Consider the following 22488-nt stretch of genomic DNA (forward strand, 5'->3'; position numbering starts at 1 on the left):
CTCATAACTCCAATACTTTAAAATTTTCGCTCTGTTGTTCATATTCTAAGAATGCACCATCAACAGGTGTAATAAACTCAATATTAAATTTCTTTTCTTTCAGCTTTGTTCTGACGTCACGCTCAGATACGCCTTCAATATAAAGTGAATCTGTCTTTTCCCGAACAGGTACTTCGTCAGCCTTCTCTTGATAAAATACCTTATAAATCATTCCAAATCTCTCCTTAAATGCCGTATGTTAGACTCGCTCATTCTATTATATTCGAAAACGGAATATAAGGAAAGCCTTGAGCAAAATAAGGATCTCTCAAAAAGTGAAAGATCCCTTGTCAGGCAATTGCTTTCTTGCGGAGCATTCCGTTCCATTGTCTTCTGAGTTTTTTTCTTAATTTACGCAGCATTAGCCAGTTCCTCCTTTATTAAAATATTTGTCCCAGAGTTCTTTTATACAAATAGTATACGGAGATTGAGGAAGACTTTTCGTGGTTATTAATGGAATTTAATATGATTTTTGAACGAAATTGTTTGCTGAATGACAATCTTTTTGTATGATGAGGGTGGGAATTGCAGACCAAGACGATAAAGGGGAAGTTGCGATGGATTCTAAATTAATCTTTTTTGATATTGACGGCACAATATATGATCATGATAAGAATATACCGGAAAGTACGAGAAAAACCGTGGCGGAGCTGCAGCGCCAAGGGCATCATGTGTTTATTGCCAGCGGCCGGTCTCCATTTTTGGTTAAGCCGATTTTGGAGGAGCTGGGCATCCACTCATTTATTTCCTACAATGGACAGTTTGTTGTCTTTGAAAATCAAGTGATTTATAAAAATCCGCTGTCTGAAGATGCAATTAGGCGATTATTAAAGCAGGCGGATGAAGGCAAGCATCCTGTTGTGTTTATGGCTGAGGACACGATGAAAGCGACTGTTGCGGATCACCCTCATGTTCTCGAGGGAATCGGCAGCCTTAAAACCGATTACCCAGAGACCGATGACCTTTTTTATGAAGGAAAAGAAATTTTTCAGCTTCTTTTATTTTGTCAGGATGAAGAAGAAAAAGCCTATGCCGCTTTTCCTGAGTTTGATCTAGTTCGCTGGCATGAGCTATCGACTGATGTTCTGCCGCACGGAGGTTCTAAGGCAGAAGGAATCAAAAAAGTGATTGAGCGTCTTCCGTTTGATATCGGCGATACATATGCTTTCGGCGACGGATTAAATGATCTGCAAATGATTGAATATGTAGGGACAGGCGTTGCTATGGGAAATGCTGTTCCCGAACTGAAAGAAATCGCGGACTTTGTAACAAAGCCGGTGGACGAGGATGGAATTACATACGCTGTCAAAGAATTGGGCCTTTTAAAATAAAGAAACGGCTGGCATTGTGCCAGCCGTCAGGCTGTCGAGAAAATCTCGACAGCCTTTATTTTTTCTTAAAATATCCATTCTTCTGTAATAAAATAAAAGAAAGACTTCAAAAGGACGGTGTCTTTCCCATGTTCCACACAAGAAATTCTTCTCAAAACGCAGCCGAATTTGTTCTTCTCGACCAACTTGTCGAAGAGGATCATCTGCTTCGAAAAATCGATAAATACATAGACTTCTCTTTTATCATTGAAAAGGTTAAGCCTTACTACAGTGAAAACAAAGGCCGCCCCTCACTTGATCCGCTGATTTTATTCAAAATGATGTTTATCGGATACCTCTATGGTATCCGTTCAGAAAGACAGCTCGAAAAAGAAATTTACTACAATATGGCGTACAGATGGTTTCTCGGATTGAACATAAACGATCCAGTTCCGCACCACTCCACCATCAGCTGGAACAGACGCACACGTTTTAAAGATACAACCATCTTCCAAGATATTTTTGATGAGATCGTTCTTCAGGCCATCAATCATGACATGGTGGGCGGACGTGTCCTATTCACCGATTCCACTCACCTTAAAGCCAATGCCAACAAGCATAAATACACAAGAAAAACGATTGAACAGGATACACAAAACTATATCAAAGATTTAAATGAAGCCATCCAAGAAGATCGAGAGGAACACGGAAAAAAGCCACTAATAGTCAAAGAGGAGGTGAAAGCTGAAAAAGAGATCCGCCACAGTACAACTGATCCCGAAAGTGGATATCTGTATCGCGAAAACAAACCAGAAGGTTTTTTCTATTTAGATCACCGCACAACGGATATGAAATACAACATTATCACCGATGCCCACGTCACACCGGGAAATCTCCATGATTCTGTGCCTTATCTTGACCGATTAGATCACCAAATCGCACGATTTGGTTTTCAAGTAGAAGCTGTCGCCCTTGATTCCGGATATTTAACAGCTCCTATCTGTAAAGGATTATCTGACCGTCATATTTTTGGCGTCATTGCCCACAGACGATATCACCCTACTAGAGGCTTGTTTCCAAAATGGAAATTTCATTACGACATTGAAAAAGACAGGTACATTTGCCCGAACCAGCAAACACTCACATACTCAACAACTGACCGAAAAGGATACAGGTCATATAAATCAAATCCTGAAACATGTTCCTCATGCCCTTTTCTTGAAAACTGCACAAAATCAAAAAAACATCAGAAAGTCATCACCCGGCATGTATGGGAAGACCACAAAGAAAAGATCAGGCAAAATCGCTTGTCTGTTTCAGGAAAAAACCTCTACAAAAAAAGAAAAGAAAAAATAGAGCGAAGCTTTGCAGATTCAAAACAACTGCACGGGCTTCGCTATTGCAGGTTGAGGGGAAAACGGAATGTGAGCGAACAAGTTCTCCTCACAGCCGCATGCCAGAACATGAAGAAGATTGCCACATACCTAGCCAAGCAGAGCTAGGTATGTGGGAGCTCTTTTTCTGTTTTTGAAATCAGCTGAAAATCTAAAGAAACAGCACACAACAAAAAAGCTTGTAGAAAAAACATCGTTTTCTCTACAAGCTGACGGCTGGCATTGTGCCAGCCGTTTTTCTATTAGCGCTCAATTGCGATTGCATTTTCAGGTTCTTTGAAAGGATTTTCCTTATCAATATGATCATAGAACATAACGCCGTTCAAATGATCGATCTCATGCTGAAACACAATAGCCGGAAATCCTTTTAAACGAATATCAATATTTTCGCCTTCTAGTGTTGTTCCTTTTACTCTGATGCGAGCATAGCGGGGAACATAACCGGGAATGGCTTCATCTACAGAGAGGCAGCCCTCGCCGCTTGTTAAGTAGCTTTTTTCAACTGAATGGCTGACGATCTTAGGATTAAACAGAGCATAGCTGTATAATTTACCGGAAGCATCTTCCGCATGAACGGCGATCATTCGTTTTTTGATATTAATTTGAGGAGCTGCGAGCCCTACGCCAGGGCGCAGCTTGTATTTTTCGGCTAATTCCGGATTTTGGCTGTTTTTAACAAATTCGATCATGTCGGCCAGCTGCTGTTTTTCTGCATCAGTTGGAGGCAGCTCAACAGGTTCGGCAGTCTCTCTGAGGGCTGGATGGCCGTCACGTACGATGTTTTCCATAGTAATCAAGAAACTTCACTCCTAAAGCTTAATATGTAAATTATATCGGATTTCTTCACAAAGGTGCAACGAAACGAATGACCAGCCGTATATGGCTGGTCAATTTCATGCTGTGTGGTTAGCAACAGCCTCCGCCTAAATAAGCAGCTCCGACAATGATTAACAGAATGAATAAAACAACGATTAGCGCAAAGGTGCGGCCGTAGCCATATCCGCAGCCACCATATCCGTAACCACCATAACTGCAGCAGCCTCCGCCGTAACCATATCCATACATATTACATAACCTCCTCTTTTAATTACGCCAGAGCCTTTATAAGTAGGCATAGCGTCTAATATAACCTATGTAAAAACAAAAAAATTGTATGGTCATCTGTCCTGATTTTTCACTTTTTTGATTTAATTTCAGTATTGCATTAATACAGCACGACTATTGCCAAATGTCCCCATGGATTCTATAGTAGAAATTGTCAAGATTGGGGGATTTAACGTGAAAGACGCAATAAAACGGCGGCCTGGAATGAAGATCGGAGCTTTTTGTGCCATGGCACTGATATTAACAGGATGCATGGGACAGGACCCGGTTGATTCACTTCATCATTCATTAGAAAAAGCCGCGGAATCGGAAAAGCCGTTTCAAGAAGAACAAAAAACACTCAAAGAATTAGAGGCCAAAGAAAATCAGCTTTACGATAGTGTTATGAAGCTCAATATGGATGATTATAAAAAAATTGTTGCTTTATCTAATAAGGCGCTTGAAAATGTCAGCAAGCGCGAAGAACACCTAAAGCTTGAAAATGACAGCATGAAAAAATCGGAAACAGAATTTGAGGAAGCAAAAACGTCAGCGGAACATATTAAGGAAAAAGACATAAAAGAAAAGGCCGATGCCGCAGCAAACCATATGGAGAAAAGATATACATCATATGGCACTATGTATAAAGAGTATAAAAAAGCGCTTGAGCTTAATAAAAAACTGTATATGCAGCTGAAAGACAAAGATTTGACAAGAGATGATCTGGATCAGCAGATCGATAAAGTCAATGCTTCTTATGAAAAGATCCTTAAATATAGCGGAGAATTTAATGAACAAACCGAAAAATATAATAAAGCCCGGGAAGATTTATATGATGCTGCAGGCTATCGTGTGAAAAAGAGCTGACTCGATCAGCTCTTTTTTTGAATGAAATGCGATTCGGATTTCGTTCAAAATTTTCATTTCTATTGTAGTACAGTATAGTAAGGTATACTAGTACAGTTTTGGGTGCGGTTGGCATCTGTTTTTTTGTTGAAAATGTAAAGCGAATACATTTATTGAAAATCAGCGATGAAAACGATTGACGGTTCTTCTTTATTTGGTGTAAACTAATCCATGTTAAGCGGTGTTGTATTAGTTTTTTACAACTTCGAAATAATACAGTTCAAAGCAGAGTGTAACTATCCTACATAAAAGGTTTTGGCAAACTGGGGATCGGCTAAAATATAATACGACTTACTGCTGATACTTTAGGGTACCCTAAGTTTGTATGTATAAAAGGAATGCACGTCTAATGACTGTTTAAAAGAAAGGAAGAGGTGACTTAGTATGGCTGCAAAAACGAAAAAAGCTATCGTTGACAGTAAGAAGCAATTTGATGCCATTAAAAAGCAGTTCGAAACGTTCCAAATTTTAAATGAAAAGGGAGAAGTCGTGAATGAAGCGGCGATGCCTGATTTAACTGATGATCAATTAAAAGAGCTAATGCGCCGCATGGTATTTACGCGTGTGCTTGACCAACGCTCTATCTCATTAAACCGTCAAGGACGTCTCGGATTTTACGCTCCTACTGCGGGTCAAGAAGCTTCTCAGATTGCAACGCATTTCGCGCTTGAAAAAGAAGACTTTGTTCTTCCTGGATACCGTGATGTGCCTCAGTTAATTTGGCACGGCCTTCCATTATATCAAGCGTTTCTTTTCTCTCGCGGACATTTCAGAGGAAACCAAATGCCTGATGATGTGAATGCCCTTTCTCCACAAATCATTATCGGTGCTCAATACATTCAAACTGCCGGTGTTGCGCTAGGTCTTAAAAAACGCGGTAAGAAAGCTGTCGCAATCACTTACACTGGTGACGGCGGAGCTTCTCAAGGGGACTTCTACGAAGGAATTAACTTTGCCGGAGCTTATAAAGCACCTGCAATCTTCGTGGTGCAAAACAACCGTTACGCGATTTCAACTCCTGTTGAAAAACAATCTGCAGCTGAAACAATTGCACAAAAAGCTGTAGCTGCCGGTATTGTCGGCGTACAAGTAGACGGAATGGATCCGCTTGCTGTATACGCAGCAACTGCTGAAGCACGCGAGCGCGCAATCAACGGCGAAGGTCCAACACTAATTGAAACACTTACATTCCGTTATGGCCCGCACACAATGGCTGGTGACGATCCTACTAAATATCGTACAAAAGAAATCGAAAATGAGTGGGAACAAAAAGATCCGCTTGTACGTTTCCGTGCGTTCCTTGAAAACAAAGGCTTATGGTCTGAAGAAGAAGAAGCAAAAGTAATTGAGGATGCGAAAGAAGAAATTAAGCAAGCGATCAAAAAAGCTGATGCTGAACCGAAGCAAAAAGTAACTGATTTAATGAAAATCATGTACGAAAAAATGCCTCACAACCTTGAGGAGCAATTTGAAATTTATACACAGAAGGAGTCGAAGTAAGCCATGGCGCAAATGACAATGATTCAAGCAATCACGGATGCGTTACGCACAGAACTGAAAAATGACGAAAATGTCTTAGTTTTCGGAGAAGACGTTGGTGTAAACGGCGGCGTATTCCGTGCGACAGAAGGATTGCAAAAAGAATTCGGTGAAGACCGTGTGTTTGACACGCCACTTGCTGAATCTGGTATCGGCGGTCTTGCCCTTGGTTTAGGCTTAAACGGCTTCCGTCCGGTAATGGAAATCCAATTCTTCGGATTTGTTTATGAAGTAATGGATTCAGTTTCTGGCCAAATGGCTCGTATGCGCTACCGTTCTGGCGGACGCTGGACTTCACCTGTAACAATTCGTTCTCCTTTCGGCGGCGGTGTTCATACTCCTGAACTTCACGCTGACAGCTTAGAAGGTCTTGTTGCACAACAGCCTGGTATCAAAGTTGTTATTCCATCAACTCCTTACGATGCCAAGGGACTTTTAATTTCTGCGATCAGAGACAATGATCCTGTTGTCTTCTTAGAGCACATGAAGCTTTACCGTTCTTTCCGTCAGGAAGTTCCTGAAGAAGAATACACAATTGAGCTTGGAAAAGCTGACGTGAAACGTGAAGGTACTGATCTTTCAATCATCACTTACGGCGCAATGGTTCATGAATCATTAAAAGCTGCTGAGGAGCTTGAAAAAGACGGCATTTCTGCTGAAGTTGTCGACCTTCGTACAGTAAGCCCACTTGATATCGATACTATTATCGCTTCTGTAGAAAAAACAGGACGCGCGATTGTCGTTCAAGAGGCACAAAAACAAGCCGGTATTGCTGCAAACGTAGTAGCAGAAATTAATGACCGTGCGATCCTGAGCTTGGAAGCACCTGTACTTCGCGTTGCAGCGCCAGATACAGTATTTCCTTTCTCTCAAGCGGAGAGCGTATGGCTTCCAAACCATAAAGACGTTCTTGAAACAGCAAGAAAAGTGCTTGAATTTTAATCAAACTGCATAATCGAGAGGGAAGCTGAACGTTTTCCCTCTATTATATATCTGTTTTCAATGCTTACGATGTAAACTTTAAAATTGCTTAATCAAACTAGGAGGTCGAGAACTGTGGCATTTGAATTTAAACTTCCAGATATCGGGGAAGGTATCCACGAAGGCGAAATCGTAAAATGGTTTGTCAAGCCTAACGACGAGGTAGACGAAGATGATGTACTGGCTGAAGTCCAAAATGATAAAGCAGTAGTAGAAATTCCTTCACCTGTTAAAGGAAAAGTATTAGAATTAAAAGTTGAAGAGGGAACGGTTGCAACTGTTGGACAAACGATTATTACGTTTGATGCACCTGGTTACGAAGATCTTCAATTTAAAGGCAGCGATGAGTCTGACGATGCGAAAACTGAAGCACAAGTTCAGTCAACTGCAGAAGCTGGACAAGACGTTGCGAAAGAAGAGCAAGCTCAAGAGCCTGCTAAAGCTACGGGCGCAGGACAGCAGGACCAAGCTGAAGTTGACCCGAACAAACGCGTGATCGCTATGCCTTCCGTACGTAAATATGCTCGTGAAAAAGGTGTAGACATCCGTAAGGTTACTGGTTCAGGCAACAACGGACGTGTTGTAAAAGAAGATATCGACAGCTTTGTAAACGGAGGAGCGCAAGAAGCTGCGCCGCAAGAAACAGCTGCACCACAAGAAACAGCTGCTAAACCGGCTGCTGCACCAGCTCCAGAGGGCGAATTCCCAGAAACACGCGAAAAAATGAGCGGTATCCGTAAAGCAATTGCAAAAGCGATGGTTAACTCTAAACACACTGCTCCTCACGTAACGTTAATGGACGAAGTGGACGTAACAAACCTTGTTGCACATCGTAAACAGTTCAAACAGGTTGCTGCTGATCAAGGAATCAAGCTGACTTACTTGCCTTACGTTGTAAAAGCTCTTACATCTGCACTGAAAAAATTCCCTGTTTTAAACACGTCAATTGACGATAAAACAGATGAAGTCATCCAAAAACATTACTTCAACATCGGTATCGCTGCTGACACTGAAAAAGGCTTGCTTGTACCGGTTGTGAAAAATGCAGATCGTAAATCTGTCTTTGAAATTTCTGATGAGATCAATGGCCTTGCAACAAAAGCTCGTGAAGGCAAGCTTGCTCCAGCTGAAATGAAAGGCGCATCTTGCACAATTACAAACATCGGTTCTGCCGGCGGACAATGGTTCACTCCGGTTATCAACCATCCAGAAGTTGCGATTCTTGGTATCGGACGCATTGCAGAAAAAGCGATTGTTCGTGATGGCGAAATCGTAGCAGCTCCAGTCTTAGCTCTTTCTCTCAGCTTCGACCACCGTATGATCGACGGAGCAACTGCGCAAAATGCATTAAATCACATCAAGCGTTTACTGAACGATCCACAATTAATTTTAATGGAGGCGTAATGTTATGGTAGTAGGAGATTTCCCTATTGAAACAGATACTCTTGTAATTGGTGCGGGACCTGGCGGCTATGTAGCTGCCATCCGCGCTGCACAGCTTGGACAAAAAGTAACAGTCGTTGAAAAAGCAACTCTTGGAGGCGTTTGTCTGAACGTTGGATGTATCCCTTCAAAAGCGCTGATCAATGCAGGTCACCGTTATGAGAATGCAAAACATTCTGATGACATGGGAATCACTGCTGAGAATGTAACAGTTGATTTCACAAAAGTTCAAGAATGGAAAGCTTCTGTTGTCAACAAGCTTACTGGCGGTGTAGCAGGTCTTCTTAAAGGCAACAAAGTAGATGTTGTAAAAGGTGAAGCTTACTTTGTAGACAGCAATTCAGTTCGTGTTATGGATGAGAACTCTGCTCAAACATACACGTTCAAAAACGCAATCATTGCTACTGGATCTCGTCCTATCGAATTGCCAAACTTCAAATATAGTGAGCGTGTCCTGAATTCAACTGGCGCTTTGGCTCTTAAAGAAATTCCTAAAAAGCTCGTTGTTATCGGCGGCGGATACATCGGAACTGAACTTGGAACTGCGTATGCTAACTTCGGTACTGAACTTGTTATTCTTGAAGGCGGAGATGAAATTCTTCCTGGCTTCGAAAAACAAATGAGTTCTCTCGTTACACGCAGACTGAAGAAAAAAGGCAACGTTGAAATCCATACAAACGCGATGGCTAAAGGCGTTGAAGAAAGACCAGACGGCGTAACAGTTACTTTCGAAGTAAAAGGCGAAGAAAAAACGGTTGATGCTGATTACGTATTGATTACAGTAGGACGCCGTCCAAACACTGATGAGCTTGGTCTTGAGCAAGTCGGTATCGAAATGACGGACCGCGGTATCGTGAAAACTGACAAACAGTGCCGCACAAACGTACCTAACATTTATGCAATCGGTGATATCATCGAAGGACCGCCGCTTGCTCATAAAGCATCTTACGAAGGTAAAATCGCTGCAGAAGCTATCGCTGGAGAGCCTGCAGAAATCGATTACCTTGGTATTCCTGCGGTTGTTTTCTCTGAGCCTGAACTTGCATCAGTTGGTTACACTGAAGCACAGGCGAAAGAAGAAGGTCTTGACATTGTTGCTGCTAAATTCCCATTTGCAGCAAACGGCCGCGCGCTTTCTCTTAACGAAACAGACGGCTTCATGAAGCTGATCACTCGTAAAGAGGACGGTCTTGTGATCGGTGCGCAAATCGCCGGAGCAAGTGCTTCTGATATGATTTCTGAATTAAGCTTAGCGATTGAAGGCGGCATGACTGCTGAAGATATCGCGATGACAATTCACGCTCACCCAACATTGGGCGAAATCACAATGGAAGCTGCTGAAGTGGCAATCGGAAGTCCGATTCACATCGTAAAATAATTTTCATATCAAAAACAGCCCTCGCTCAAAGCGGGGCTGTTTTTTTATTTTGACAGCACATGCTGTAATGGTTTAATGATGTCTTCTTTCTTTTTCACACATCCCTCGATTTTCACCACGACATGGCGCTGATCAACAACCATAAGGGTAGGGACAGTTTCAATCTCATCTTCCCAGCCTTCTTTTTTATCATAGACCTTCATTTTATCTATTTGCTCGGGATAATCTTTTTCTAAATCAAGCAGTGCATCGTAATAAGGCGCTTCCTGGTCTATTTGGTTCTCATCAGAAAAAAACAGGATTTGTGTATGATGAATGTTGTCAATCCGGCTTTTTTTCATCGGATTGATGGTGGAAAGCGTACAGCCCGATAAAGCAAATACTATTATCAGCATGGGGAATACCGCGCGATATCGCATCTATCTTCTCCTCTGTATAAACAGTAGTAAACTAGCTTTAGTTTATCACGAGAGGCGGCTTAATCTGCTTCTTGTTACCTAATTGTTATATAATTGAAACCGTTTTTAAAGTGAGATTACATATTATATCAATCGTTTAAAATAGCACCTGGGGTATATTAAATTTTTTGCTGCATTCTTGGATGAAAGTTCAAGAAAACGTGAAATTACATTATGTGCTGTGGCATATATATCGAGTAAAGCTTCTGTATGAATAAGATAGTGTATGAGGGAAAATGGAAAAGAACGGTCTATATGATGATCTAAAATCAAATGTGTTATACAGTTTGTTGTTGACATTTTAAATGTGACATATTAATATAATAACAACAAAAGAAATTAAGCGTTTTCAAATTTCAAAGAAATGGGGAATAAGAGATGGGTACGATTGTTTGCCAAGATTGCAACGAAGCCATTCATTACTTTGAAGATGAGAAAGTGACAACATTATACGGAACATGCTGCGGACAATGTCAATGTCCTGTTGAAGAAGAGTAAAAAAAGCATGCGGCTTAAAGCCGCATGCTTTTTATTTTTTATTGAATTGCTTTTTGTTCTTTGATGACTCGGATCATATGTAAAGTCGAGTCCTCAGGTCCTTGAACAGGGAGGCCTGCGTCAAGGTTTTTAAAAATGTAGCTGATGTTTTCTTCTGTAATAATTTCTCCTGGAATGAAGATTGGAATACCAGGCGGATATACCATGACAAATTCAGCAATAATCCGTCCGGATGCTTCTTTTAATGGGATGACTTCCGTATTTGCATAGAAAGCATCACGCGGAGTCATTGCCAATAAAGGTATTTCTGGAAGCAGAACCTCAGTTTGCTGATGTGTTACATCTTGTTCTGACATTTGCTGTGCGATCTCAGTTAAAGCCTCTACAAGCCGGTCTGCATCATTTTGGCTGTCACCAGGAGTGAAAATACACAAAATATTGTACAGATCAGAAAGCTCAACCTCAATATTAAAGGATTCACGAAGCCATTTTTCCACGTCATGTCCTGTCAGGCCCAGACTTTTCACAGAGATAATCAATTTTGTCGGATCATAGCTGTAAGCTGCTTTCGACCCAAGAATCTCAGAACCGACACAATAAATGCCTTCAATCTGGTTGAGGCGATCTCTCGTCTGATTGGCAAGCTTTAGTGTTTCCTCAGCAAGCTGGTGGCCTTCTGTTGCAAGGCGTTTTCTGGCAACATCCAAAGAAGCGAGAAGCAAGTAAGAAGTTGACGTAGTTGTCAGCATGCTCAGTATGGATTGCACTCTGTCTTTTGATACAAGGCCCTCTCTCATGTTTAAAATCGAACTTTGCGTGAGTGATCCGCCCAGCTTGTGTACACTTGTCGCTGCTATGTCCGCTCCTGCCTGCATAGCCGATAGCGGCAATTCGTCGTGAAAATGAATGTGAACGCCGTGTGCTTCATCCACAAGCACTGGCACATCAAACGAATGAGCGAGTTCTACGATGCTTTTTAAGTCGGCTGCAACACCGAAATATGTCGGGTTGATGACGAGAAGCCCTTTTGCATCCGGATGTTCGGTAAGCGCCCGTTTAGCAGATTCAAGTGTAATGCCGTGAGAGATGCCCAATTCATTGTCAATTTCAGGATGAATAAAAATTGGAACCGCTCCGGAAAATACAATAGCTGTCATAATTGATTTATGAACATTTCTTGGAATAATAATTTTATCGCCAGGTCCGCAAACAGCCATTACCATTGTCATAATGGCGCCGCTTGTTCCTTGAACAGAAAAAAATGTGTGATCCGCGCCAAATGCTTCAGCAGCCAGATCTTGTGCTTGTTTAATAATGCCTTTTGGCGCGTGCAGATCGTCTAATGGTTCAATGTTAATCAAATCTATGCTTAACGCGTTTTCACCGATAAATTGTCTGAATTCTGGGTCCATTCCTGCCCCTTTTTTGTGGCCGGGAATGTGGAATTGAACAGGCTGTCTGCTTGCATGCTTTTTCAGTCCTGTATATAAGGGTGTTTCATGTTGCGACAATTGTTTTCCCACCTTTGTAATCATACCTATGCATAATAGTGTGTATTAAAATCAGTTTCTCAACCGTTTTTTAGACGTAAAACAAATGAATTATATTATGAACTTGAAAGAATGTAAAGAACAATTTATGATCAAATGAAGATGCTTTCTCTTAAGGGAAGTAAATCTACAAGGAGTGAAGAAAATGGAGTATCAATATCCGATGAATGAAGATTGGACAACCGAAGAAGCAGTGGATGTGATTGCATTTTTCCAGCAGGTTGAGCTTGCATATGAAAAAGGGGCGGATCGTGAAGAACTGCTTAAAGCTTACCGCCGTTTCAAGGAAATTGTACCGGGGAAGGCCGAGGAAAAAAAGCTATGCGGCGAGTTTGAGGAACAAAGTACATATTCTCCTTATCGCACGGTCAAACAGGCGAGAGAATCTGATCACGCGAAGATTAAAATGTAAGAAAAAGAGCCGGGGGATATCCCGGCTCTTTTTTATGCTTGTGATACTTTTTGGGTGAGACGGTACAGAAAAGCAAGCTGCTTAAAGGCATCGTCGATACGCTGAAGGAATTCCTGGTTATTCATATTCAGCACTTCTTCTTTTTGGAGCTGGATGCCGCATAACAGCTCAGCTTTCTTTACAGTCTGCAAACGCTCAAACAGTGTCTTCAGCTGTTCCTTGTCCATTTCAGACTGTTTATGTACTCCCGGTTTTGTGTGATCTGCAGACCAAACGAAGCTGTCAGGGATATTTTTCGTAATGGTTTCTTGGTTCACTTCAAGCAATTTGCCGTATTCTTCTTTGATAGGGGATTCATAAATAATCGCGAACCACACAAAAACGTGGCTTTCCCATAAACCAATTTGGAAATGCGGCAGTTTTTTATAGCCTCTTTTGCTGTTTGCGAACGCCACCCAGCTGTCAGCCGGGGGATTGACGGATCTTCTTGCGTGCTTTGCCACATGCGGAAACATTTCATCTCCGGTTAAAGCTGATAAAGTTGGGGCAAAATGTTCGCCTAGAGCTGTAAGCTTCGGACGGACCGTCTCTTTTAATACTTCCATGCGCGCGTCTAAGCCTTCTATTGTAAAAGTGTTAAAGTCCTCTTCAGTGAAACGCATTTGTGTCATGATTTTCCTCCTTCATGCTAAGTATACATATTTTATCACAGTTCATACGAGCTTCAAAAAGATTGAGTGCGTTTGAAGTAAGGGGAAATGTGGTAATAAACGAATAGGTAAACACACAATTTTCAGAATCATGTTGCGCGTAAATAGAACAATCATACGATATAAGAAGTAATCATTGTTGAATGGCAAAATGGGATGCTTTTTTACAAACAAATGATCTCTGGAAGGGGCGAAAGACAATGAGGCAAGTTGTAAAAGAGGGATTTAAGGAAGAGAAAAACAATCGTGTTGCTGTCTGGAGACTAGAGGTTGATTATGAATTGGCAACCCTATATGAAGCAATGCAGAAAGAAAATGAAGAGCAGATTGAACAAAGCAAAAACAAACTTGAGCGACTTAGAAAAGAATGGATTCGTCTTAACGGGTAAAAAAGCGATAGTGAAAACGAACCGCATGAATGGTTCGTTTTTACGTGAGAAGGGATATTTTTCATTTTCCTTGCTTTTTCATTGCCGTTATCAGTATCCTATAAAATAAAAGGTCTACATAGAAGAGAGGTACGAACGAATGACAAATTGGACGGAAATTGATGAGATTGCAAAGAAGTGGATAAGAGAAGCAGGCGCGAGAATTACACAATCCATGCATGAAAGCCTGACAATTGAAACGAAATCAAATCCGAATGATTTAGTCACCAATATTGACAAAGAAACCGAAAAGTTTTTCATTGATCGAATTCAAGAAACTTTTCCGGGACATCGGATACTCGGTGAAGAGGGGCAAGGAGACAAAATCCACTCACTTGAGGGAGTCGTATGGATTATTGATCCGATTGATGGGACGATGAATTTTGTGCACCAGCAAAGAAATTTTGCGATTTCCATTGGGATTTTTGAAAACGGTGAAGGGAAAATCGGTTTAATTTATGATGTGGTGCATGATGAGCTGTATCACGCATTTAGCGGCAGAGGGGCTTATATGAATGAAACGAAGCTGGCTCCTTTAAAAGAAACCGTCATTGAAGAAGCGATTCTTGCCATTAATGCAACATGGGTAACGGAAAACAGAAGAATTGATCAAAGTGTGTTAGCGCCACTTGTGAAAAGAGTCAGAGGCACACGCTCCTACGGTTCTGCCGCTTTAGAGCTGGCAAATGTCGCGGCAGGAAGAATAGATGCTTACATCACGATGCGGCTTGCGCCATGGGACTACGCAGCCGGCTGTGTGCTGTTAAATGAAGTAGGAGGCATCTATACGACCATTGAAGGAGAGCCGTTTACCTTTTTAGAAAACCACAGTGTGCTAGCCGGAAACCCATCTATACATAAAACGATATTTGAAGAGTATCTTCATGCTGGGAAGTAGGCCATTTGAGCAGGATGATCTCAGCTTGTTAGAAAAGCTCGCGGAGGCTCATCCTGTATGGAAAGAGGAGGAGTTTGGAGATAAAGATGCAGAAGACTATATCATCTCCTATTCCATGTACAACGGGTCATGGCTTGTATGGGAAAAAGACGGTCTGCCTGTTGCCGTCAGCTACCATCTCGAGTGGTCTCCTTCAAACGGTAAGCCGTGGCTCGGAACGGTCCTGATTGACCCGGCTGAAGAAAAAAAGGGACATGCGAAGATGATCATTGAACAGATCAGCAAATTGCTTAGAGCCAAACACAAAGCGATGTTTGCGGGAGTTCCCATTGAGCGCAGTGAATGGATACTGTTTTTAAGCCAATGCGGCTTTGAACAGCTGAAAACGGAAAAAGATGAGAAAGGCAAATCATTTATGATCTTGGTGAAGCCTTTAGCAGAAGATTCCATATGATAACGGCAGCTTATTTGCTGCATACAGGTTCAATAAAAAGCCTCTCAAACATTGAGAGGCTTCTGATGATTTGAAAATTATTTTTTTACCGCATGAATATAATGAATCGTTTCAAACGCTGACAAATTGTCTTTTCGATTACTAAAGAAAAGGTCATTGATGTCGTCTGGTGATAGATGTTCATAGATCAGTAAACCAGATGACTCTAACAGATGTTCAATCTCTTGATAAGTGAAACATGATTTCATCGGTTCTCCGCTTGCGGCAGCCATCTTCACCATATGTTCAACTCGATTCGACGTCCCTTTTGCTGTAAAAAGTGTTTCGTCTGCATAATCAAAAACAATAGAGCTTCCAGGCGGGACATGAGAAAATAAATTGCTGATCAAGCTTGCATTTTCTTCCCGTGTTACATAATAAGACACTCCGAGAAGGCTGAAGAATGTTTTTGTGTTCTTAAATCCTTCATCTAAGAGAGGATCATACGAAAACGTATTGGTGAAATCCATAGGAACAAAATGAAGATGATCCGGAATTGTCAGATTTGCATCCTTCAGCTTATTTTTTTTCAATTGCTGTGTAGCCGGATGGTCAACCTCGAAAACCTGTAAGCTGTTTTCTAATTCTGGATGCCGAAAGCAGAAAGTATCCAGCCCTGCTCCAAGAATGACATACTGTTTTGCTCCCAGCATTAATTCGTTGTGCAAGACTTTTTCACAATAAGAAGCACGTGCTAGGGGCGTGGGAGACAGCTGGATTTGTGCAACCCATTTTAATATTTTTTCAGGATCATTTTGGAAACGTTCGGCGATCTCTTTGTTGAAAAACGATATTCCTTGAATCATATTTTTACTGATGTCGATAAACTCTTTTTCGTTAATGAGATCTTTTGCGATAAAATCATCAAAAATAAGTGGTGTGTCATATCGGCTGTGATATGCACGGGCAAAAGCTGAAATCAAAGACGTTAAGCTGGACTCATTTTTCCTCATGAAATGATCCTCCACAAAAAATAAGATTCCCCTGGCCAGGAGAATCTTATTATACATACAAATATATTAATAGTAAATTTTAGCATAAATAAATTTTTTTGTCAATGTTTTTGCTCTTAATTGGACGCGCGATCCTTTACATAGCCACGTGACCTGGAGCAGAATTCGTCTATCAATTATGTGGACTGAATCATTAGCTTTTATAAAATGCGTACTTGCGGCTGCATCCCTCTTTTTGCAAATCAGGAGCGGTTTCTGTCTCATGGCAGCATCTTTTCGTCGTTTCTGCTGAGAGAGAAATCAAGATATGTAACAAAAAAAGCCTGAGAAATCTCAGGCTTTTCCTAATATTACAATCCAACAGCATTCCAGGCTGCTTCAACTTTAGCGGCATCAGTTGAGCCGTAGAGGTCACGGGCAGACTGAATGAGAGCTGCCTTGGCATCTTTGAACGTGGAAGAAGGCGTGAGGTACGTTGTTAACGCACGGTAATAGATTTGCTGTGATTTAGATACACCAAGTTTTGTGATGGTGTTGTAAGCGGCTTTGTTTGGAATTCCGCTGTTTGTGTGTACACCGCCATAATCGCCTTCATCTGTGTTTGGAAGGTTTCTGTAATTGGCGTAATTGTCAGGCTGGTTGTATTTTGTAGGGTTGGACAGGCTGCGAAGAGCAGGCTGGCTGACCGTAATGTCTTCACCGATGTCCCAGTCTTCTGTATCGTTAAAATACCCGAATACGTCAGAGAAAGACTCGTTTAATGCACCTGGCTGATTTTCATAAATCAAGTTGGCTGTTTCTTGGGTGACGCCATGTGTCATTTCATGCGCTGTCACATCTAATGAGCCGGAAAGCGGAGAGAAGAATGAACCGTCGCCATCACCGTAAATCATCTGGTCTCCTGTCCATGCAGCGTTATTGTATTGAGTGCCGTAGTGAACGGAAGAAACGATTTTACTGCCTTTGTTATCATAGCTGTTTCGTTTAAAGTTTGAATAAAAATAATCGTACACTTTACCGAGGTTATAGTGTGCGTCAACGGCTGCCCGCTGTGATGAAGATGTAAATGTTTTCGTTGTGCTTGAGACAAGCGTGCCCGGAAGGCGGCTTTGTCTGTTTTGCAAATCATATGTGATGATTTGGGTGCCTGTTGGTTTTGAAAGATCTCTTAGAACATATTTTCCGCCTTCATAAGAGATGTTCAAAGGAACAGTTGCGCCCTTTAGAGTTGTTCCGCTTCCAGTGGCGGCGGCATGTTCTACTTTATTTTGCTGTTTTAAAATGCTGCCTGTTTCGGCGTCAACTAAGACTTCCCAGTTTGCAGGTTCAGGCTCGACATAGCGAATCGTCACGTCGTAAGCAAGACGATAGCTGCCGTCTTTTGTTTCTATCGCTTTCAATTCGGCTTTATTGCTGTTTTTGGCCGCTCCGTTAGAAACAGCGTCTGGTGATTTGCCGATAGCTTTGAAAGCGAGTGCCAGCGCTTTTTCAGAAGAGACTTTTTGGCTGTTATCTGTTTTTGCAGCAGATTGATTGTGTAATTCACCATTGACCGCATAGACATTATCGGATTTATCGACGTGAACGATCACTTGCGAATCTTTAATTGGCACTCCGTTAACGACAGGCGCATATCGAAAGTGCTTGTATCCAAGGGCATCAGTCGTGCTTTCAACAAGCTTCAGCCTTTTGGAAGGGTCACCTTTAAAAATGTTGCTGTTCTTTTTCAAAAACTGCTTGACAGCCTTGTCATTTGGTGCAGAGAGTTCTGATTGCGCAATCGCGTTTTTGGAGAGGAAATTTGTTTGATTCTCTTTAAGCTGATGACCTTCAGCAGCCTGAACACCAGGCAGGCTGATTGATAAACTCATAAACGAAGCAGCGACAGCAACAGACAATTTCTTACCTAAACCCACAATAAATCCCCCTTTTTGAAAATACTGAAAACTTTATATTGTTATATTAAACTAGCATTCTGGAATACTCAACAAAAACTAACATAACTAGACAAAATTGATAGTATTGTCCTGTGTTTGTTTTTGTTGAATAATATCAAGATGAGTCAAGTGTCATGTGATGGTTCATTCAAGAGTTCTGTTTTTTACATATCAAGGGGAAGATGAGATATTTTTGTTTCATCTTGAAACTTTTTGAAAAGTCCGCTGTCTAACCGAATGAGGCCTTAATAAGAAGTAAAGGATTGTTGTTTGTGTTGGAGTTATTCAGTCATTATGTATTGCATTTCGAACGTTATTTTATATTAAGCAGACAAAGCACTTTGCTGATTCAATGGTCAATTGTTGTTCTGGCGGGCTTATATCTTTTGGTGCATCATCCCAAAATAAACCGGCAGCGCACAATGTTCTTGGCGGGTGTTATATTGCGGATTGTGCTGCTGGCGGGAGTGTCTGTTGAACTTATTCACCAGGTGCAATCAACAAACTTCACCAGCGCTTACTTAAGAGAGGACGGAAAAGAACTGCTGCCGCTGCTGCATTTTTTGTTATACGGATATGTGCTGCTGACGGCTTTTCACTATATGCTGATGCCGCGTGATCATGGCGGAAAGGGTATGTTTTATACGTTCGATCTGGCCGTTGTCAGTTTGCCAATCGTACAAATGATATTCAGTTTCTTTTCGTATTGGAAGAAATACCCGGATGGGATGGAGCCGATTGCATTCGTGTTTCTGTTTTTCATCATCACTCTTCCCATTGCGTTGAATGTTGTGTTTTTCAAGCTGTATTGGAGAACAAATAAGATTTTACTAGGCATATTTTATACGCTGATTATCGGACTGCTTGTCTTGCTGCTTGCGCCATATCCAAATCAAATCTCAAAAGATTATGGTGCAGTAATGCCATATACGATTTATTTGACAATGGCGGGATTTTTGATGAGCTATCATCTGTTCCAAAAGTCAGGAAAGGTTTATGTGCGTGTGAATAAGTGGCTGACGATGGCTGTCATGGTGTTTTTTGTCCTGCTGTTAAATCCGATATATAACATAGGAACGGCTGCTTTCGCTGTATCAAAACCGATAAATGTCCATGATTCATTCAATTATGTCGGGGAGCACATTTCATCAGAAAAAGCGGAACAGATACTAAAGTCATTTTTTCCTACGGATGAAACACTTTATTTGCATGGTACAAACATGGATGTGCATTATTTCTACTCATTTGAAAGCAAAGGTTATAAAGCTGAGGTAGATGAAGTATCGCAGCTGATTCGTAATTATGAATACTTACAAAAAGCACATGGAAAAAAGCTAACGAATCAGGAGTACAAGCGAAAGTCCATCGCATTCCTTGAGCGACACGGACGTGTGTTACATAAGGATCATATCGAAACAAAGGTATCTCAAGAAGACGGCCAAACAGTCGTACGTATTTACCTGAAAAATCAACTTCATAAAAAAGATCATGCTGATGATGGCGCGGTATTTTATTGGGAAAAGGAAACCTTAATGGGTTTTAGTGAAGATCCTTCGATTTATCAGCTTGACTCTCTTCTGCATGTTCATATAACAGAACAAAACATTCACGACAAAGTGGAACAAATGTTTAGAGCGCTGAACATATTGAAACAGCCTTATCAGATCACTGATATTGAAAGCAATAGCCTGCTCGGAAGCATGGTGAGAGTGGAAACAAAAGGTGGAATTGTTTTGGAATTTGAGGGCGAATCCGGTTGTTTACATAGTCTTTCGCTTCCGATGAAAAAGAATATCTCAATGGCTAACAGCCGACTGCAGCATCAGATATTATCGATCTTCGATGCTCGTGGATCAGAAAAGAAGAAAAAAAGCAGTCAGGGTGACATGGTGATGTATACTGATTCTTCTAAAACATATGAGTTTTTTGAAGATCAAGGTCAGCTAAACGTTTATGTATACAGCGATACACCTGATCAGTCATTCCCCTATACGTATCGTAATGGAACATTGGCTTACGAAAAAGTAGCTTCTCTATATCAGGATGTCATTTACAAAAAGCGTATGCGTCCGATTATCGTTCAAAGAGGGGATGAACGGCATTATGCATGGCTGATCATTATTCAGCCGTTTGATTCAAATCGCCATGATGCCTATGTAGTGGATGGAGAAACACAAGAGGTGAAATGTCTTTATGAATCATAAAGAAAAAGAGTCTGTTTTTGTAGACTTATACGACCTGTATAAAGAAGGAGAGCTAGAGGATGAATCAATGGAATGGATGAAACAGCATGAATCCCTATTTCAAAAGAATGCGGAAGACTTAAAGAGTAAAACTTGTTTAAAGAGAAGTCCCGGTGCTGAAGAAGAAAGCCAAATCAGATATATGAAAGTATACCTGTCTTCCATGTATATCTGTTTCATTTTATTGGCCATTTGGATGACGGTGTGGTTTCACTTTTAATGAAGCATAAGGATTCCATTGAGGACTTGTATCGGCAGTATTATCAAGAAATTTTAAATTATTTATTCAGAAGGACTCATCACCTTGAAACAGCCAAGGACTTAGCGCTGGACACGTTTGTGAAAGCTCTTAACGGTCTGGCTTCGTTTAGGGGGCATTCTTCCATCAGAACATGGCTCTACACCATTGCGCATCATACCTTTATCAATTGGTACCGCAGGGATGTCAAATACCAATTTATTGATATCAGCAAAAATGAAGGGTTAACGCAAACAACTTATGAGCAGCCTGAACAGTATCTGTCACGGACGGTGAAAAGCGAAACACTGCGGCAGGAGTTCCTGAAGTTAAAAGATCAGCATCAATCCGTTTTGATTTTAAGAGAATTCCAAGAGCTTTCTTATGAAGAAATCGCTGAGATATTAGGATGGAGTCTTTCTAAGGTGAAAACCACATTGCACCGGGCTAGATTAGAGCTAAAGAAAAACATGACGAAAAGTAGAGAGGAGGAGCGGATATGACCTGCTTTCTAGTAAGAGACCTGCTTCCTCTGTATCTTGAAGGTGATTGTAAAAGAGAAACGGAACACGTTATAGAAGAGCATTTAAAAATGTGCAGCAGCTGCAGAGACATGTATGACACGATGGCTGAGCCATTTGAATTGGAAAGCGAACAGGCCGTTGAGGAGGCTTTTCTGCCGGAAGAAGAACTGCGTTTTAAACAGAGGTACTATGGTTTACTGATCATGAAAGCTGCCTGCTGGTTTGGAGCGGCGGTTGCCATGATGCTGATCATCAAACTGCTGATATAAAAAAGCGCTTGTCCGATTCCGGCAAGCGCTTTTTTACATTAAGCCTGGGGATGAATCATATCGTAAATAGCGGCAAGCTGTTCTTGTGACAGGGCACTGAAGAGTTTTTCATAAACGTCAGCTTGCAGTGGCGTTGCACCTGCTTGTAGCGCTGCGTCTTTATCATAGCTGTACACATCATCTTGTAGCACAATGGCTGCTTGTAGAATGTGAATCTTGAGAGAAACAGCGGAGAAAAATTGTTCAAGTGCAAGTGCTTCTTTTTCTGTGAAGCCAAGTTCAACTGCTTTTTCTGTATCAAATTTGTAATTTCCATCCTCGAGATACACACATTGTGAAACAATGCCGAAAAATTCTGATGTCGATTCCCAGAGTGTAGCAATTACCTGAGCCTCTTCTTTTGTCATTCCTAACTCGACAGCTTTTTCGCTGTCAAAATAATATACACCGTCTTGTTCGTAAATACATTGATTTAATATATCAATGAATGTATTGAGATCTTCGTTAGTGCTCGCCTGATGCTGGAGTTGAACAGCAGTGTTATCAACCAGTGTTTTTGCGCTGGCTGCATCAGGACCGAACGTTAATAGAGCAGCTGATGTCATTGCGGCAGTCGTTAACATAGCTTTTTTTACAAATGTTTTCTTCATGTTTCTTCTCTCCCTTTTATGAATTGTGCTACAAATTCCATTATAGGGAGTAGTTTCCGGTGGAGGAATAGGCGCTATGGTATTTTATGTGTATCGTTGCCGAACTACTTTTTGAAGGCTGCACGTGTGATCGTTAGAACGATTGTCTATGTAT

25 protein-coding genes are annotated in these 22488 nt (G+C 41.3%); 16 read left to right on the forward strand and 9 right to left on the reverse strand.

Annotation, left to right across the window (positions count from 1 at the left end; translation table 11 throughout):
- Window position 1 precedes the first annotated feature (1 nt).
- Window positions 2-211 carry an RNA polymerase subunit omega 1 gene (rnpZA, locus tag AC0OMU_RS04465; protein WP_003222303.1) on the reverse strand — a complete coding sequence of 70 codons (210 nt, stop codon included), beginning with the start codon at window positions 209-211 and terminating at the stop codon, window positions 2-4.
- A 385-nt stretch (window positions 212-596) separates the two neighbouring features.
- On the opposite strand from rnpZA, the gene AC0OMU_RS04470 reads away from it, so the two are divergent.
- Window positions 597-1370, forward strand: a complete 774-nt coding sequence (locus AC0OMU_RS04470; RefSeq protein WP_015483182.1) for a Cof-type HAD-IIB family hydrolase — start codon at window positions 597-599, stop codon at window positions 1368-1370.
- A gap of 128 nt (window positions 1371-1498) precedes the next feature.
- A complete protein-coding gene (locus AC0OMU_RS04475) occupies window positions 1499-2851 on the forward strand; it encodes an IS1182 family transposase (protein WP_015483356.1) in 1353 nt (450 codons plus the stop codon).
- 134 nt (window positions 2852-2985) lie between these two features.
- Here AC0OMU_RS04475 and def read toward each other — a convergent pair whose 3' ends face one another.
- Together def and AC0OMU_RS04485 are read right to left on the reverse strand one after the other, a co-directional pair.
- Window positions 2986-3540 carry a peptide deformylase gene (def, locus tag AC0OMU_RS04480; RefSeq protein ID WP_003245474.1) on the reverse strand — a complete coding sequence of 185 codons (555 nt, stop codon included), beginning with the start codon at window positions 3538-3540 and terminating at the stop codon, window positions 2986-2988.
- A 109-nt stretch (window positions 3541-3649) separates the two neighbouring features.
- The gene (locus tag AC0OMU_RS04485) at window positions 3650-3808 is read right to left on the reverse strand and encodes a YjcZ family sporulation protein (RefSeq protein ID WP_003232317.1); all 159 of its coding nucleotides are present in this window, start codon (window positions 3806-3808) and stop codon (window positions 3650-3652) included.
- A 213-nt stretch (window positions 3809-4021) separates the two neighbouring features.
- Between AC0OMU_RS04485 and AC0OMU_RS04490 the strand changes: the two genes are divergently transcribed.
- The 5 genes from AC0OMU_RS04490 (at window position 4022) to lpdA (ending at window position 10073) form a co-directional block, all read left to right on the forward strand.
- A complete protein-coding gene (locus AC0OMU_RS04490; RefSeq protein WP_014476698.1) occupies window positions 4022-4693 on the forward strand; it encodes a YkyA family protein in 672 nt (223 codons plus the stop codon).
- A 423-nt stretch (window positions 4694-5116) separates the two neighbouring features.
- The gene (pdhA, locus tag AC0OMU_RS04495) at window positions 5117-6232 is read left to right on the forward strand and encodes a pyruvate dehydrogenase (acetyl-transferring) E1 component subunit alpha (protein ID WP_003222294.1); all 1116 of its coding nucleotides are present in this window, start codon (window positions 5117-5119) and stop codon (window positions 6230-6232) included.
- Window positions 6233-6235: 3 nt separating this feature from the next.
- On the forward strand, window positions 6236-7213 hold the full coding sequence (pdhB, locus tag AC0OMU_RS04500; protein WP_014113660.1) for a pyruvate dehydrogenase complex E1 component subunit beta: 978 nt from the start codon (window positions 6236-6238) through the stop codon (window positions 7211-7213).
- A 114-nt stretch (window positions 7214-7327) separates the two neighbouring features.
- The gene (gene pdhC, locus AC0OMU_RS04505) at window positions 7328-8656 is read left to right on the forward strand and encodes a pyruvate dehydrogenase complex dihydrolipoyllysine-residue acetyltransferase (protein WP_003232311.1); all 1329 of its coding nucleotides are present in this window, start codon (window positions 7328-7330) and stop codon (window positions 8654-8656) included.
- Window positions 8657-8660: 4 nt separating this feature from the next.
- Complete coding sequence (lpdA, locus tag AC0OMU_RS04510) at window positions 8661-10073, forward strand: dihydrolipoyl dehydrogenase (protein ID WP_003232309.1); 1413 nt, start codon at window positions 8661-8663, stop codon at window positions 10071-10073.
- A 44-nt stretch (window positions 10074-10117) separates the two neighbouring features.
- Here lpdA and slp read toward each other — a convergent pair whose 3' ends face one another.
- Window positions 10118-10492 carry a peptidoglycan-associated lipoprotein Slp gene (gene slp, locus AC0OMU_RS04515; protein WP_003245672.1) on the reverse strand — a complete coding sequence of 125 codons (375 nt, stop codon included), beginning with the start codon at window positions 10490-10492 and terminating at the stop codon, window positions 10118-10120.
- Between the two features lie 417 nt (window positions 10493-10909).
- Here slp and AC0OMU_RS04520 point away from each other — a divergent pair, with 417 nt between their 5' ends.
- A complete protein-coding gene (locus AC0OMU_RS04520; RefSeq protein WP_015383564.1) occupies window positions 10910-11029 on the forward strand; it encodes a GapA-binding peptide SR1P in 120 nt (39 codons plus the stop codon).
- Window positions 11030-11067: 38 nt separating this feature from the next.
- On the opposite strand, the gene speA is transcribed toward AC0OMU_RS04520, so the two are convergent.
- Window positions 11068-12540, reverse strand: a complete 1473-nt coding sequence (gene speA, locus AC0OMU_RS04525) for an arginine decarboxylase (protein ID WP_014479695.1) — start codon at window positions 12538-12540, stop codon at window positions 11068-11070.
- Between the two features lie 184 nt (window positions 12541-12724).
- On the opposite strand from speA, the gene AC0OMU_RS04530 reads away from it, so the two are divergent.
- The gene (locus AC0OMU_RS04530; protein ID WP_003245382.1) at window positions 12725-12991 is read left to right on the forward strand and encodes a UPF0223 family protein; all 267 of its coding nucleotides are present in this window, start codon (window positions 12725-12727) and stop codon (window positions 12989-12991) included.
- A gap of 32 nt (window positions 12992-13023) precedes the next feature.
- Here the strand turns inward: AC0OMU_RS04530 and AC0OMU_RS04535 are convergent, their stop codons facing one another.
- The gene (locus AC0OMU_RS04535) at window positions 13024-13662 is read right to left on the reverse strand and encodes a YktB family protein (protein ID WP_015252167.1); all 639 of its coding nucleotides are present in this window, start codon (window positions 13660-13662) and stop codon (window positions 13024-13026) included.
- A gap of 239 nt (window positions 13663-13901) precedes the next feature.
- On the opposite strand from AC0OMU_RS04535, the gene AC0OMU_RS04540 reads away from it, so the two are divergent.
- The 3 genes from AC0OMU_RS04540 to AC0OMU_RS04550 all read left to right on the forward strand — a co-directional run bounded on the left by AC0OMU_RS04540 (window position 13902) and on the right by AC0OMU_RS04550 (window position 15481).
- Entirely contained in the window at window positions 13902-14090 is a 189-nt protein-coding gene (locus tag AC0OMU_RS04540) for a hypothetical protein (RefSeq protein ID WP_009967148.1), read from the forward strand.
- Window positions 14091-14229: 139 nt separating this feature from the next.
- Window positions 14230-15027, forward strand: a complete 798-nt coding sequence (suhB, locus tag AC0OMU_RS04545; RefSeq protein ID WP_015383566.1) for an inositol-1-monophosphatase — start codon at window positions 14230-14232, stop codon at window positions 15025-15027.
- Between the two features lie 25 nt (window positions 15028-15052).
- Window positions 15053-15481, forward strand: coding sequence for a GNAT family protein (locus AC0OMU_RS04550; protein ID WP_080030727.1), 429 nt, complete (start codon window positions 15053-15055; stop codon window positions 15479-15481).
- Between the two features lie 77 nt (window positions 15482-15558).
- Here the strand turns inward: AC0OMU_RS04550 and AC0OMU_RS04555 are convergent, their stop codons facing one another.
- Window positions 15559-16473 carry a class I SAM-dependent methyltransferase gene (locus tag AC0OMU_RS04555; protein WP_015483184.1) on the reverse strand — a complete coding sequence of 305 codons (915 nt, stop codon included), beginning with the start codon at window positions 16471-16473 and terminating at the stop codon, window positions 15559-15561.
- A 350-nt stretch (window positions 16474-16823) separates the two neighbouring features.
- On the reverse strand, window positions 16824-18389 hold the full coding sequence (gene nprE / locus AC0OMU_RS04560) for a neutral metalloprotease NprE (protein ID WP_003245026.1): 1566 nt from the start codon (window positions 18387-18389) through the stop codon (window positions 16824-16826).
- Window positions 18390-18673: 284 nt separating this feature from the next.
- On the opposite strand from nprE, the gene AC0OMU_RS04565 reads away from it, so the two are divergent.
- From AC0OMU_RS04565 to ylaD, 4 genes are read left to right on the forward strand one after another with little or no spacing between them, the layout of a single operon-like run.
- Window positions 18674-20614, forward strand: coding sequence for a hypothetical protein (locus AC0OMU_RS04565; RefSeq protein WP_474240934.1), 1941 nt, complete (start codon window positions 18674-18676; stop codon window positions 20612-20614).
- Window positions 20604-20873 carry a hypothetical protein gene (locus AC0OMU_RS04570; RefSeq protein WP_322839600.1) on the forward strand — a complete coding sequence of 90 codons (270 nt, stop codon included), beginning with the start codon at window positions 20604-20606 and terminating at the stop codon, window positions 20871-20873. Before AC0OMU_RS04565 ends, AC0OMU_RS04570 begins: the two co-directional genes overlap by 11 nt.
- A complete protein-coding gene (ylaC, locus tag AC0OMU_RS04575; protein WP_322839634.1) occupies window positions 20873-21394 on the forward strand; it encodes an RNA polymerase sigma factor YlaC in 522 nt (173 codons plus the stop codon). The genes AC0OMU_RS04570 and ylaC overlap by 1 nt, the downstream gene beginning before the upstream one ends.
- Window positions 21391-21684: an anti-YlaC sigma factor ylaD gene (ylaD, locus tag AC0OMU_RS04580; protein WP_015383572.1), complete on the forward strand. Its 294-nt coding sequence runs from the start codon at window positions 21391-21393 to the stop codon at window positions 21682-21684. The genes ylaC and ylaD overlap by 4 nt, the downstream gene beginning before the upstream one ends.
- Window positions 21685-21722: 38 nt before the next feature.
- On the opposite strand, the gene AC0OMU_RS04585 is transcribed toward ylaD, so the two are convergent.
- Complete coding sequence (locus AC0OMU_RS04585; protein WP_047182566.1) at window positions 21723-22334, reverse strand: hypothetical protein; 612 nt, start codon at window positions 22332-22334, stop codon at window positions 21723-21725.
- Between the last annotated feature and the right edge of the window lie 154 nt (window positions 22335-22488).

This window comes from Bacillus sp. FAU18, from assembly GCF_056033885.1.

Excerpts from the sequence above, each read along its gene's own strand:
- AC0OMU_RS04530 (WP_003245382.1), top strand. The coding sequence starts at position 12,725 with ATGGAGTATCAATATCCGATGAATGAAGATTGGACAACCGAAGAAGCA.
- rnpZA (WP_003222303.1), bottom strand. The coding sequence starts at position 211 with ATGATTTATAAGGTATTTTATCAAGAGAAGGCTGACGAAGTACCTGTT.
- AC0OMU_RS04475 (WP_015483356.1), top strand. The coding sequence starts at position 1,499 with ATGTTCCACACAAGAAATTCTTCTCAAAACGCAGCCGAATTTGTTCTT.
- pdhB (WP_014113660.1), top strand. The coding sequence starts at position 6,236 with ATGGCGCAAATGACAATGATTCAAGCAATCACGGATGCGTTACGCACA.
- lpdA (WP_003232309.1), top strand. The coding sequence starts at position 8,661 with ATGGTAGTAGGAGATTTCCCTATTGAAACAGATACTCTTGTAATTGGT.
- ylaC (WP_322839634.1), top strand. The coding sequence starts at position 20,873 with ATGAAGCATAAGGATTCCATTGAGGACTTGTATCGGCAGTATTATCAA.
- AC0OMU_RS04540 (WP_009967148.1), top strand. The coding sequence starts at position 13,902 with ATGAGGCAAGTTGTAAAAGAGGGATTTAAGGAAGAGAAAAACAATCGT.
- suhB (WP_015383566.1), top strand. The coding sequence starts at position 14,230 with ATGACAAATTGGACGGAAATTGATGAGATTGCAAAGAAGTGGATAAGA.
- AC0OMU_RS04535 (WP_015252167.1), bottom strand. The coding sequence starts at position 13,662 with ATGACACAAATGCGTTTCACTGAAGAGGACTTTAACACTTTTACAATA.
- AC0OMU_RS04585 (WP_047182566.1), bottom strand. The coding sequence starts at position 22,334 with ATGAAGAAAACATTTGTAAAAAAAGCTATGTTAACGACTGCCGCAATG.
- ylaD (WP_015383572.1), top strand. The coding sequence starts at position 21,391 with ATGACCTGCTTTCTAGTAAGAGACCTGCTTCCTCTGTATCTTGAAGGT.
- AC0OMU_RS04520 (WP_015383564.1), top strand. The coding sequence starts at position 10,910 with ATGGGTACGATTGTTTGCCAAGATTGCAACGAAGCCATTCATTACTTT.
- slp (WP_003245672.1), bottom strand. The coding sequence starts at position 10,492 with ATGCGATATCGCGCGGTATTCCCCATGCTGATAATAGTATTTGCTTTA.
- pdhA (WP_003222294.1), top strand. The coding sequence starts at position 5,117 with ATGGCTGCAAAAACGAAAAAAGCTATCGTTGACAGTAAGAAGCAATTT.
- AC0OMU_RS04485 (WP_003232317.1), bottom strand. The coding sequence starts at position 3,808 with ATGTATGGATATGGTTACGGCGGAGGCTGCTGCAGTTATGGTGGTTAC.
- AC0OMU_RS04470 (WP_015483182.1), top strand. The coding sequence starts at position 597 with ATGGATTCTAAATTAATCTTTTTTGATATTGACGGCACAATATATGAT.
- AC0OMU_RS04555 (WP_015483184.1), bottom strand. The coding sequence starts at position 16,473 with ATGAGGAAAAATGAGTCCAGCTTAACGTCTTTGATTTCAGCTTTTGCC.
- AC0OMU_RS04570 (WP_322839600.1), top strand. The coding sequence starts at position 20,604 with ATGAATCATAAAGAAAAAGAGTCTGTTTTTGTAGACTTATACGACCTG.